Source organism: Pandoraea sp. B-6 (genome assembly GCF_000282835.1).
GTDB classification, from domain to species: Bacteria; Pseudomonadota; Gammaproteobacteria; order Burkholderiales; family Burkholderiaceae; genus Pandoraea; species Pandoraea cepalis.
Map to the genome: position 1 here is coordinate 29,483 of NZ_KB290553.1, position 12,633 is coordinate 42,115.

12 protein-coding genes are annotated in these 12,633 nt (G+C 63.8%); all 12 read right to left on the minus strand.

What is annotated here, in order from left to right; translation table 11 throughout:
- Positions 1 to 328, minus strand: a 328-nt coding sequence (locus A985_RS27200; RefSeq protein ID WP_198288727.1) for a prepilin peptidase, incomplete at its 3' end; no start/stop codon positions are given.
- Positions 328 to 1,326, minus strand: a complete 999-nt coding sequence (locus tag A985_RS0119905; protein WP_157211530.1) for a type II secretion system F family protein — start codon at positions 1,324 to 1,326, stop codon at positions 328 to 330. The genes A985_RS0119905 and A985_RS27200, both read right to left, overlap by 1 nt.
- Before the next feature lie 135 nt (positions 1,327 to 1,461).
- Positions 1,462 to 3,180, minus strand: coding sequence for a GspE/PulE family protein (locus tag A985_RS0119910; protein WP_017235135.1), 1,719 nt, complete (start codon positions 3,178 to 3,180; stop codon positions 1,462 to 1,464).
- Positions 3,164 to 3,625 (minus strand): hypothetical protein, encoded by a 462-nt coding sequence (locus tag A985_RS0119915; RefSeq protein ID WP_017235136.1) that lies wholly within the window; start codon positions 3,623 to 3,625, stop codon positions 3,164 to 3,166. The genes A985_RS0119910 and A985_RS0119915 overlap by 17 nt, the downstream gene beginning before the upstream one ends.
- Positions 3,615 to 4,988, minus strand: a complete 1,374-nt coding sequence (gene pilO2, locus A985_RS0119920) for a type 4b pilus protein PilO2 (RefSeq protein WP_017235137.1) — start codon at positions 4,986 to 4,988, stop codon at positions 3,615 to 3,617. The genes A985_RS0119915 and pilO2 overlap by 11 nt, the downstream gene beginning before the upstream one ends.
- Before the next feature lies 1 nt (position 4,989).
- On the minus strand, positions 4,990 to 6,771 hold the full coding sequence (locus A985_RS0119925; protein WP_026132186.1) for a secretin N-terminal domain-containing protein: 1,782 nt from the start codon (positions 6,769 to 6,771) through the stop codon (positions 4,990 to 4,992).
- 51 nt (positions 6,772 to 6,822) lie between these two features.
- A complete protein-coding gene (locus A985_RS27205) occupies positions 6,823 to 7,380 on the minus strand; it encodes a toxin co-regulated pilus biosynthesis Q family protein (RefSeq protein WP_017235139.1) in 558 nt (185 codons plus the stop codon).
- 55 nt (positions 7,381 to 7,435) lie between these two features.
- A complete protein-coding gene (locus tag A985_RS0119935; RefSeq protein WP_017235140.1) occupies positions 7,436 to 8,083 on the minus strand; it encodes a type 4 pilus major pilin in 648 nt (215 codons plus the stop codon).
- 491 nt (positions 8,084 to 8,574) lie between these two features.
- Positions 8,575 to 9,381: a polyphosphate kinase 2 family protein gene (locus A985_RS0119940; protein ID WP_017235141.1), complete on the minus strand. Its 807-nt coding sequence runs from the start codon at positions 9,379 to 9,381 to the stop codon at positions 8,575 to 8,577.
- 126 nt (positions 9,382 to 9,507) lie between these two features.
- Positions 9,508 to 10,980, minus strand: coding sequence for an Asp-tRNA(Asn)/Glu-tRNA(Gln) amidotransferase subunit GatB (gene gatB, locus A985_RS0119945; protein WP_017235142.1), 1,473 nt, complete (start codon positions 10,978 to 10,980; stop codon positions 9,508 to 9,510).
- 127 nt (positions 10,981 to 11,107) lie between these two features.
- Complete coding sequence (locus tag A985_RS0119950; protein WP_051060305.1) at positions 11,108 to 11,524, minus strand: hypothetical protein; 417 nt, start codon at positions 11,522 to 11,524, stop codon at positions 11,108 to 11,110.
- Positions 11,525 to 11,601: 77 nt separating this feature from the next.
- Positions 11,602 to 12,633 (minus strand): amidase family protein (locus A985_RS0119955; protein WP_017235144.1); only part of this gene is annotated, 1,032 nt, incomplete at its 5' end.

Genomic DNA, 12,633 nt, shown 5'->3' on the forward strand with positions numbered 1-12,633 from the left:
TCGCCGCGCGGCAATTTGCGCAGCGGCCGCGCAGGAGGACAAAGCCTAGCACCGGGACATTGTGACGCGCCGCGATGCGCGTCTCGCAATGCGGGCAGTGCGATGGCGGCCAGGCGAGGTTGAAGGCGGGCACGACCGGCGGCGCCTCGCCCGCCCACGACGCCGCGTCGTATGCCCATTGCCGCTCCAGCATGCGCGGCAGGCGGCAGACGACCACGTTCAGGAAGCTGCCCACCAGCAGCCCCAGCGTCGCCATCGCGGCCACCACGGCTTCGCGCGGCAGCGCCCGGAAGGCGTCTCCAACGTTATCGATGAGCAACGCCATCATCAGAACATCGACTCCGCGTACTCACCCGCCGCGTGACCGATCTGCAACATGCCGCCCACGGTGAAGATGATCGTCAGCCCGACCAACGCCATCAGCACCGAGCGTAGCGCGGCAGATCGCGCCTTGACGCGCTCCGCGACTTCCTCGATGGTCATCAGGCCGATCTTGCGAATGCCGGCATCGAAGTTGGTGCGTCCCGAGTATTCGACCAGACGATCGAAGACTTCCTCGTTGAAGATGCCGGTATCCATCGCCTTGACCATGCTTCGCTCGCTCTTGAGCGACGCCCGCATGCGCAGCAAATGCGAGCGCATCCAGGGCGAGGCGCCCGCGAGCATGAGTGACACGGCGTCGAACACCGACGTCTTTGCGCCGGTCAGCGCGGCCAGTGACACCAGAAACTCCCCGGCGCGCACGTCGCGATACACGGCATAGGGGCCGAAGTTCTCGACGCGCTGCCGCATCGGCCCCGTCCATCGGCTCAGCGACAGCAAGACCGCCACCACGATCACGACCGGCACGCCATAGAGCAGTGGCCACCAGTTCGCCACGAACCCGGACACGATATACAGCCCCGCGCCCACGAGGGGAAACATCTCCGGCGGCATGATCTCGGTCATGATCGGCATCATGCCGTAGGCCACGCCCAACTGGATCGCGGCGAGCAGCACCGACATGAAGATCGGCAGCACAACGGCCCCGGCGATCGCCGCGCGCGTTTGCTGCTGCAAGGTAACCACCCGCGCCAGAAAGCGCAGCGTGCCGGCCAGGTCGCCCTTCTCGCCGGCCGAAATCACGATCAGATCTTCGTCGGGGATCGTGCCCTGCCACGACTTTCGCAGGTTCTTCGAGCTGGCGCGATCGCGCCATATCGCATAGAGGGGCGCCATCGGACTGCGCCGCTCCTTGGCGCGTGCATACCGACGCGAGAATAGCTCGAACGGATTGGCACCGTCCTCGATAGCGTCGGCAAAGTCGCTGTAGAACTTCGCTCGCATTTTGCGAAAGTGACGTTTCGCGCGACTCAGGCCCGGGTAAGAATCACGCGCGGGAGATAGCTTGGCAAGCAGACGATTGACGGCTTCTAGCATAGGAAATTGGGCGACGTTTCAAACAAGTTTCGTGAGGACGACTTACACACTCGAGAGTCGGCGCGGGGGTTGGGGCGATGTGGAGCCCCCTTTCCATATCTGGAATTTCTTGAGCTTGTAGAACGAGGCTTCGATGTCATGCGGATCGACGCGACCCTGCGCCATCTTGTAGATCGCATGCTCCATCGCCGATTTTCCGTGCATGACAGGGCTCGTGAGATCGCCATCGTGGTACGTACGCCAGTGGCGCTGCGCCTCCCAGAATTTCGACTGTCGCAGCAGTTCGAGCAACTCCTCGGTCACCTCGCACACCTCGGCCACGACCGTCTGCCCCGCCGTACCCCGTTCCTTGCAGTGCCCGCACCCCGGCCCCGCCACGCACACGCGCGCCGTGTCGATACCGAGACTACCGATCACGCCCAGCGTCATCTCGTCGAGCTTGCCGACGGCCGGCAACTTGCAGTGATCGCACAACACCGGGATCAGTTTTTGATACACCATCGCGGTGAGAAAGTTGGGCGACGTCACGGCCGAGACTGGCATGCCGATCTCGTCGCTGATCAGGCGCGGAATGATGCCGAAGGCGCTCGACGCGTGCACGGTCGAGAGTACCTGGTGGCCCGTCTCGGTCATCGATTTCGCGAAAGACCCGGTTTCGACATCGCGGATCTCGCCAGGCATGAGCTTGTCCGGGTCGCCGCGCAACAGCACCTTGGCTGCCGCACCGAAGGCCGATTCGCCGTGACCGTCTTCGGCACGCCGTTGAATCGGGATCTGCGTCACATGCGGCTGGATGTATTCGACCGGATCTTCGATGGAGAAGAATTTCTTACCGGCGTCGCGCTCGTACATCATCATGGTGCGCAGCGTCGTCGACTTTCCCGAGCCCGTCTCGCCGGCGATGATCGTCAATCCGGGGCTGCGATACACCGCGTTCTCCAGCACTTCGATCTGATCCTCGGAGTACCCGAGTTCAGCGAGCGTCATGACATCGTCGTCGACGGCCTCGTTCACAAGCAGACGCAGCACCACGTCGACGCCACGATTCTCCTTGATGCTCTGCAAGCGCAGTTGGTACTTGCGATTGCGCAGGTTCAGCGGAATGGAGCAACTCTGGTGCTGGGCTTCATCGAAGTGATTGTGGCTTCGGCTGCTGGGGTCGGCGCGCGAGTTGTAGGCCGCCGAAACGGCATCGAGCATGGCATGGTAGTCGCGCGAAAGGCGATCCAGCTCGCCGGTCGCACGAAGCTTGCCGTGGATGCGCATGCGCACGCGCACATGCCGGCCCTCGCGAAACTCGAAATGAATATCGGAGGCACGCGCATCGATCGCCCGCTCGATGATCAGATCGAAGTTTCGATAGGCGCCCGTGCGCTGCTCCTCGGCTCGGGCACCCGTTTCGCTATGCTGCTGGAGGCGCGACTGCATGAGCAGAATCTCTTCGGTCGTGCCCACGTAGACACCCTCGAGATCGAGCCGATGCGTCGCGCGTACTGCCTGTTCGAACCGCGCGAGCAGATCGGACCCCTGCATGCGAACGAACGTCGTGTGTTCGAGCAGCACCAGGAACAGGCGCGGCTTGATGGCCACGAGCACCAGCGATCCGTTCTCGGCGCCGGCCAGGGTAATGCCGAGATCCTGACGCCAGCCCTGCGTCTGGATATCTTCGATGCGAAGGTCGGCAATCGGCCGCGCCACCGCGCCGCCGCGTCCATTGACGCGCGAAAATGCCGCCTGGAAGCGGTCAGAAATCGTCGCCATTGCGCCGCCCTGGTGACCCCTGCCTTGCACTGCCCGCCTGCGTCGCGCCCATCGCATTGGGTAACAACAGGCGACGTGGCTTGCCGCCTCGCGCCACGTCGACGTAGTCGCTGCCGATCTTCACCACTCGCCAGTCGCCAAACCGGTCGCCGTCACTCACGCTGTAGCCAAAACGACCGTCAACGCGCAGATAGGCCACCGTGGTGTCGTCAACGCCGTGAATGAACAGCAGCTCTGGCGCTACGTCGGGCGTCGCGCCCGTGACGGGCTGAGGCTCGCCCCCCGCCGCCGCGCTCTGGGCGGCCGTGGCTTCCTGCGACGACTTGAGATGCGCACGCGCAAAGGTGTCGATCGTCTCGGCGGCACGCACAGGCGTGATCGCCATCGGCAACGAGAGCATCGCGGTCATCGCGAACCCTGCGGTGAGGCGAAGCTTAGTGGACATAGTAGGTTCCTTGAGCGGAGAAGACCGGTTTGGTGTCGTCGATCACAATCGTCAACTCGCGCAACGACATGTTGCCCGCGCGCATCATCAAACCGGCCACGGAGTCGACAAAGGCCAGGTGCCCGGCCATCTTCCATTCGCCCTTGGCGATCGGCGGCGGCACATCACTGCGCCCCGCCGCCCCCGGTGGGGCATTGACGAGCGGTTTGGGCATGGACAGCGAAATGTCCATGCCGTAGTCGCCGAGCGATTGCAGACGGGCGCCTGCCGTGCGCAGGAACTGCGTGCGCGGCACGGGCGTCACGCGCGCATCGCCATCGTCGCCATCGTCGCCATCGTCGCTAACGTCTTCGTCGTCGGCGAGCGCTGTGGCGGCATTCGCGGCCGACGCCGTCGTAGCCGGCTTCGACACAGGTACGAGGGTATCGGGCGGCGTCATCATTTCCGTTGCATTGTCGAGATCGACGATTTGCGCGTTCGGGCGCTGGGAGAGAAGCAGATCGAACGTGCCACCCTCCTGGCGACGCCACTGGATCTCGCAGGCATGGGTGTTGCACGCGATGGCTGCGGGACGCCATCCGCCAGCACTCGCCGGCAATGACTGAATCGCGTATTGCAAGCGCCTGGCATACAACGCCCCGGCCGAGAACGGCTCCGCGGCGATCGCCCGCGCAAGTGCCTGCTTGTAGGCGTCGATCGGATCGACCTGATTGGCCGCCGCAAGCTTCGCCTGCTGCATGTCGTCATACCAGGACCATCCCCACCAACCGGCGCCACCGACGAGACAGAGCGTCGCGAACGAGAGGGCCGCGATCTTCAGTTGCCGCGCCGGCAGAGGCTTGCGCACCTCCCGCAGCCGCGCATCCTGCGGGACATCCCCATGCATTTGCTTCGCGATGTCGTCCAGCGTGAGCGCCACGTCAGCACCGCCGCAACTCAAGGGGGCGATACCGGCAATCGTGATCTTGCCCTCGATCTCCGCGGCCCATTGCTCCAGCCTCGCGGCAACTTCAGCGGCGGGCATCACCAGATCCAGTTCCGGACGGCGATCGCGCAACGTAATGAAGAGCGTTGCCGAGGCATTGTCGGGATCGGGATGCAGGAACGCGACGTTTGGCGCATCGACCATGGCGCCGAGCACCGCGCCGAGTGCATATCGCTCCGGCACGCTTTGCCCTGTGATGGCGGGATCCATCGCAAACAATCCTACGGTACGCGTACCTGCGCCGTCATCCGCCACGGCGAAGTGCGACGCATCGCGGCTCCTGGCGAGACCCCGGATCTCCGTGGGCTCTTTTTGCAGGCCGAGCAATGTCTCCCACTGCGCACCGACAACGAGCTGGTTGGTCAATATGCGCGTCATGTCACACGCCCTCGGTCAGTTCCGGCGAAATCAGGATGACGACTTCCTTGACCTGCTGACGCGCCTCCTTCGTGCCGCCTTCGTAATTGAAGATGCCGTCGCGGTCGGTCGAATCGTCTGTGCGACGGAAGCCGCTGAGTACCAGCGTATCGCCCGACTTGAGCGACGCCCGCTGCATGGTCTGGATCGATGCCGTGATCGGCAACTGCATGAACGAGCCCACGCCGAGACCGTCATCGCCGCTCGAGCGTCCGTTCGCTCTGCCGCCGACCCCCACCTTGACGCCATCGGATCCAATTTCCGCGGTGACATCCGAACCGCCGTCGCTGACGCCCGCATTGCTGCCGCTGGGCGCCTCCTTACCCGTGCGCAAATTGATCTTGTCGAGCTTCCTGAGGTCGGACATGTCGATCTGCACCTGCAACATCACGCTTCGGTTGTCCATGAGCGTGGGCAACAGGTTCATCACGAAACCGGTGGTCAGCACGGACTGCTCGGCGGTCACGACCGCCTGTCCACCGTAGTTACCGGGCGACATTTTTGTTTGCGCGACAAAGCCCTGATTCTGGGTGACGGCAACCGGCGCCGGCTGGTTGTTCAGCGTGACGACCGTGGTGTCGATCACCGTGCTCACGCGCCCCTGTTGACTGAGCGCGCGGATAAACGCGTTGGAGCCCTTGAATCGCCCGCTGTCGAGTGTTCTGAGCTGCATACCGCCTTTGCGCGACATCAGCGATCCGCCGGCGGCGGGACCGGCCAGCCCCAGCGTAATGCCGCTCGCGGCCTGGTACACCAGGTCCCAGTCGACGCCGACGGCCGAATTTTCTTCCAGCGAGACGGAATACACCTGCACGCGCAACTTGACCTGACGGCCGAGCACCGCGTTCTCGGATTCGATATAACTCGCTACGCGTTCAACGACGTCGGCCGTGTCGCTCACGACCAGCGAACTCGTCACGACCGAGGGCGTGACACGTCCGCCCTCGGAGAGCATGTCCGTGACTGTCTTGACGAGATCCGACCAGTAATCGAGTTCGGACTCCACGCTCACGTTGGCGTCAGCGTTGAAGCTCAGGTCGACGCCGCCCGCCGAGCCGCTCGCCCCGCCACCGCCGGAGGCGCCGCGATTGGCCTGCATTTGCGAAGCCTTGCCCACGGACGCCCGATACGACGAGCTGCCGGGCATCATCTTGATCTGGAAGGTTCGTGTGACATACCTCGCGAAGTGAACGACACCGTCACGATAGGTCCAGTGCGTCCCGGTTCGATTGGCGATGGTGTCCAGCAAACCCGACAGCGTGCCGGAGAATTGCAACGGCACCGTCGGCTCGCCGGTCTCGGCACAGTTGAGTTGGAAGAGGTTCGTCGGACTGCCGCCGCCGTTACCCCCGCGACTCGGCCCGCGGGCACCAGGTGCGCCACCGCCCCCGGTGCCCGCGGCGCACGACACGTCCGAGGCCATGCGGATCGTCAGGCCATTGCCCCGGGCCACCTGTGCCAGCACGACCGACATCGGAAGCGGCGCACCGGTCGCAAAGCGTACGTTGCGCTTGAAGAAGTCCGGCAACGCGACCGACGCGTTGATCGGGACGGAGCGCTTCGCCAGCCACGCCCCCTCGACGTGTTCAATGGCGCGAATCGGGGCTGCCGAATGCGCGTCGAACGCCGATCGCGCGCTCGTTTGCGCTTGCGAGACGTTGGCATCGGTCTTGGAGAGCATGCCGGGCGTACCGCACGCCGTCAGGAACAGGGTGGCGCACAACACGCCTAGTCGCTTACTCATGGATTGCCGCTTCCGTGATGATGGCTGCGCCGGGGGGGTGCGCAGCGCTTGTTATTGAGTGGCGTGAACGACGCGCAGCACCCGGTTGGCCTCGTGGACCTTCACGCGAATGGGGGCGTCGGTGTTCTGCAACGAGACCACGACCTGCTCGACGATGCCGAGGAAGTCGCCCGTGAACGTTGCCGGATACTCGATGGGGAAGTCGCGGTCGATTTCCCAGGCGAGTTGCCAGCCGTGCGCCTCCAGGTAGCGCGCAAGCGCCACGGAGACACGGCCGTCGCCCGGCGACATCAGCAGTTCGAGAAGCTCGCGGACTTCGACCTGTGCCGCCAGCGGCTCGGGCGATGCCGCGGCCTGCGAAGCCGCGTCTGGCGTCGAGTCCACATCCGGCGGCGCATCGTTCGGCGGTGCCATGTCCAGCGCGCTCGCGAACGAACGTTGCGACGATGCGCCTGCCGCCGCATCGCCCGACATCAACGGCTGATGGCTGGCGAACGCGATCGGCAGATCGGCAGATCGATGCGCCCCATCGGAAGTCTCGAAAGCGAAAGCCGTACTCGACCATACAGCTGACGCGACAGCAGCGGTCAGCACTATTTTGATGTGCATGGTTTCCTCACGTCGAATTCAATGCCGAAATGCTGGATGGGGTTCGACCATGGGATCAGGAGCCGCTGATGGTGAAATCGAGCTTGGCCTTGGTAAGATCGTTCTTCTCGTCCGCGTTAGTGCCGCCAGAATTCGACGACTTGCAAGCCTCCGCCAACTTGCCCATCTGGAAGCTTGTTTTCAGATTTTTAAGCGTCGTGCCGTTCACAGATATCGTCGCGAAGTTCGAATGCAACGTCGTCATGAATTTTTGACATTGGTCGCTGGGAACATCCTCCGACGTAACCTGAACCCCGAAATTCGGACCATCGTTGATAGCGGCAGTGATAGGTGCCATCTTCATGGTCCCGCCGAACCGGTTCAAGTATTCACCATCAACGTTACCCGGCGACGGCGTCATCGCCCCGAACAGCCCCATATTGTCCATATCCTTCGGGGTCGTCTTGGCGGTCAACTGCCCCGACAGCACGGCGTTCTGCACCGACACCACCGCCATCTGCCAGTCCTTGATCTCCTGGTTCACCCGGACCGAATTCATCAGCCTGGGCACACCCACCATCGCGCCGGCCATGATCAGCCCCATAACCGCCACGGCGACGGACAACTCCACCAGCGTCACACCGCGCTGACGGCGCTTGCTCCACCGGCCAACCATGTTGTTCTTCATTTGCACGAGTGCGCCCTCGTTCACTTGCATGTCCATACCCCTCTTCCTGAGCAAATCGATTGGAAAAGCCGCGCGCCTTTGCGGTGACATCCGTGCGCTGCGACAGGGGCGATTTATGCCTGAACACCCGGCACCGCGTTATCGCGTGTTATCCGAATTTTTCGCAAAATGACAATTCCGGGGGGCAGGAAAGCACCCATCTGCGTGCCAATTTCGATAAGTCGCTGTCTATCGCCAAACGGCGAACAAGCGTCCTGAAGGAAGTTCAGAGCAAGGAGGGGCAAGGATCGACGCGAACGAGTGTTGCGTCAGGGGTCGTCGTGGCCGTCAGAATCGGCCCAACCGCAGCAAGAGTATTCCCAACGTCGCGTGCCGACGTCATCATTCAGCGGTTTCACAAGGCGCGTGGCGCGCCTGCGTACGCAGATCGGGACGGTGACGCAACGCGCCGTGGAAGACCGGACGCACAGCGGATTTGCGCCGCCCGCCGCCGAAAACGCGACGCCGGTCGCGTCAGCGCACCGCAGTCATTCCACCTTCATGCCCGCGAGTTCCGGTCGTGCGGGCGGGTAGGACAGATTCAGGTCGGTCAGCGCCTGCACCAGCAACTCAGCCACCATCAGGTTGCGGTGACGTTTCGAGTCGGACGGCACGACGTACCACGGCGCGTGTTCCGTCGACGTGGCCGATAGCGCCGCCTCGTAAGCCTTGGTGTAATGCGGCCAGAAGCTGCGTTCCTTCAGATCGTTCAGTTCGAACTTCCAGTGCTTGTTCGGATCGTCGATGCGCTCCTGCAAGCGCTTGCGCTGCTCGTCGGACGAGATATACAGGAAGCACTTGACGATGCGCGTGTGGTTGTCAGCCAGTAGACGCTCGAAGTTGTTGATGTGCGCGTAGCGTCGCTTGCACTCGTCGGCGTCGATCCAGTCGTGCACGCGCGTGATGAGCACGTCTTCGTAATGGCTGCGATTGAAGATCACCAACTCGCCCGCCCCCGGCACGACGCTATGGACACGCCACAGAAAGTCGCGCGCCAGTTCCGTGGGCGTGGGCGACTTGAAATTCGCCACGCGAATGCCGAGCGGATCGACGTTCTGGAACACCGCGCGGATGGTGCTGTCCTTGCCGCTGGTGTCCATGCCCTGCAACACGAGCAGGACACGTTGCCGGCTGTTGGCGTGCAGAAGCGTCTGCAACTCGTCGAGCTTGAGCGCCAGCTCGGCCATGCGCGCCTTGTCGTCGCCCTTGCTCTCGCCGGTAAATGGCGTATCGGCCGGATCGTAATCCGACAGGTCGAGCTTCTTGCCGAGCGGTACGCGGTATTTCTCGAACATCGCCAACTCCTCGTGACAGGCCTGCGGGCTAGTATCTCGCAAAAACAAAAGCGCGGCGCCGAACCGGCCACCGCGCTTTTTGCCTGAGGGATTCTCGTCGCCGCGTTGGCGCCGGGTTCTCCCGCGTCAGGCCCCGAGCTTCTTCTTGAGCAACTCGTTGACCTGGGCCGGATTGGCCTTGCCCTTGGTGGCCTTCATCGCCTGGCCGACCAAGGCGTTGAATGCCTTCTCCTTGCCCGCGCGGAACTCTTCGACGGACTTGGCGTTGGCGGCCAGCACCTCGTCGATGATCTTCTCGATCGCACCCGTGTCGGTGATCTGCTTCAGCCCCTTCGCTTCGATGAGGCGATCCGCCGCGCCCTCATCGGTGGCGCGCTCCTCCCACATCAACTGGAAGACCTCCTTGGCGATCTTGTTGGAGATCGTGTTGTCGGCGATGCGAGCGAGCAGACCCGCGAGCTGCGCGCTCGAGACCGGGCTTTGCTCGATGCCGATGTCTTCACGGTTCAGCAGGGACGACAGCTCGCCCATGATCCAGTTCGCGGCCGGCTTGGCACTCGCCTTGCCCGCCTTCGCGACCACGGCTTCGAAGTATGACGCTTGGGCTTTCGATTGGGTGAGCACAGCGGCGTCGTAGTCGGACAAGCCGTACGACTCGACGAAGCGCGCCTGCATGCCGGCGGGCAGCTCGGGCAACCCGGCGCGCACGCGCTCGATCCATGCGTTATCGATCACGAGCGGCAGCAGATCCGGATCCGGGAAGTAGCGATAGTCGTGCGCGTCTTCCTTGCTGCGCATCGAACGCGTTTCCTTCTTGTCCGGATCGTACAGACGCGTTTCCTGCACCACCGTGCCGCCGTCTTCGATCAACTCGATCTGACGGCGCACTTCGTACTGAATCGCCTCCTCGAGAAAGCGGAACGAGTTCAGGTTCTTGATTTCGGCACGCGTGCCGAATGCCTGCTGACCGACCGGACGCACAGAGACGTTGGCGTCGCAGCGGAAAGAGCCTTCCTGCATGTTGCCATCGCAAATACCGAGCCACACCACGAGTCCGTGCAACGCTTTCGCGTACGCCACGGCTTCGGCCGCGCTGCGCATGTCGGGCTCGGTCACAATTTCGAGCAACGGCGTGCCGGCGCGGTTCAGGTCGATGCCGGTCATGCCGGCGAAGTCTTCGTGCAGCGACTTGCCCGCGTCTTCCTCAAGGTGCGCACGCGTGAGCGTCACGACTTTTTCATAGGCTTCGCGACCGGTGCGTGCATCCGCCTCGACCTGAATCTTCAACGAGCCGCCCTGCACCACCGGAATTTCATACTGGCTGATCTGATAGCCCTTCGGCAGGTCGGGGTAGAAGTAATTCTTGCGCGCGAAGATGCTGCGCGGCGCAATCGTCGCCCCAATGGCCAGGCCGAATTCGATCGCGCGCTCGACAGCCCCGCGATTGAGCACCGGCAACACGCCCGGCAGCGCCAGATCCACGGGGCAGGCCTGCGTGTTGGGGGCCGCGCCGAACTGCGTCGATGCGCCCGAGAAAATCTTGGAAGCGGTGGAGAGCTGTGTGTGCGTCTCCAGACCAATAACGACTTCCCATTGCATAAGGTTCACCCTGTCTCAACTTGTCGGCATGGCGCGTTCGCCCTGCCCTTGCCGCCGGTCGTCGCCGCGACGGTGACGCTCCGGCCTCTGTTCCTGTTCGCCGATGCTGGCTGGCGCTGGTTCGCGTCTATCGGCGAGTGTCCGCCGCGCAAATCCCAGAGCGCGGATCGAAACTCACCGGCCAGGCGTTCTGGTAAATGCCCGGCGTGCAATACGCCTCGCAATTGGCATGACCGATGGTCACGTTGCCCGGATCCTGCCAGATGAGCAGTTTGCAGCTTCCGCTGTTCGCCCGCAGTTCGATGCTCGGACGCCACTGCGTCTGGTGGAAATCCGCCAGATTAAAGTGGCAGCTCCCGCGCTGGCCGACCCACAGACGCCAGTCGAGCGACTGCACCTGGTTGGCCGACACCTTGAGCGTTGCCTGCTCGCGGAAACCGTCTTCGTCCGTCTGCGAGCAGTAGCCCGACAGATTGATCTCGCGGTAGGCGATCGGCGTAGGACGCCCGAACGGCAGGCTGCACGACGCGAGCGTGAGCACCATGCCGGCGAGCGCCAGCCCCTTCGATACCCGCGCGGCGTGCGGGGCGAGCGACGTCGTCAAGCGTTGGCGGCGCACGATCAGACGCCTGCCGGAGCGCGCTTGTGCCAGTCGGTCGCGCGCTGGAACGCGTCGGCCACTTGCAGCAGGCGGGCTTCGTCGAAGTAGTTGCCAATCAGTTGCAGACCGACCGGACGCGCATCGCGCCCCGCGCCGACCGGCAGGCTCATCCCCGGCAAACCGGCCAGGCTCACCGACAGCGTGTAAATGTCGGCCAGGTACATCTGCACCGGATCGGCGCTCTTCTCGCCGAGGTTCCACGCGACCGACGGTGCCACCGGACCCATGATGACGTCGCACTGCGCGAACGCATTCTGGAAGTCCTGCGCGATCAAACGGCGAATCTTCTGTGCCTGCAGGTAGTAAGCATCGTAGTAGCCGTGCGAGAGCACGTACGCGCCCACGAGAATGCGGCGCTTGACTTCGGTGCCGAAGCCTTCGGCGCGCGACTTCTTGTACATGTCGAGCAGATCGCGGTACTCGGCCGCGCGGTGGCCGTAGCGCACGCCGTCGAAACGCGACAGGTTCGACGAGGCTTCGGCCGGTGCCAACACGTAGTACACGGGAATCGACAGTTCGGTCTTCGGCAGCGACACCGGCACGCGCACGGCGCCGAGCCGCTCGAACTCACGCAATGCGTTGTCGATCGCTTCGCGCACGTCGGCGTCGAGACCTTCACCGAAGTACTCGGCCGGCAAGCCGATACGCAGACCGGCCAACGGCTTGTCGGCCGTGGCGCCGTCGAGCGGCTTGCCCAGACCGCGCGCGAAGTCTTCGTCGGCGCGCTCCAGGCTGGTCGAGTCGCGTTCGTCGAAACCCGCCATGCCGTTGAGCATCCACGCGCAATCCGCCGCGCTATGACCGAACGGGCCGCCCTGGTCGAGCGACGAAGCGAACGCGATCATCCCGTAACGCGACACGCGGCCATACGTCGGCTTGATGCCGGTCACGCCGCAGAACGCCGCCGGCTGACGGATCGAGCCGCCGGTGTCGGTTCCGGTGGCGACCGGCGCGAGACGCGCGGCCACCGCGGCAGCCGACCCGCCCGACGA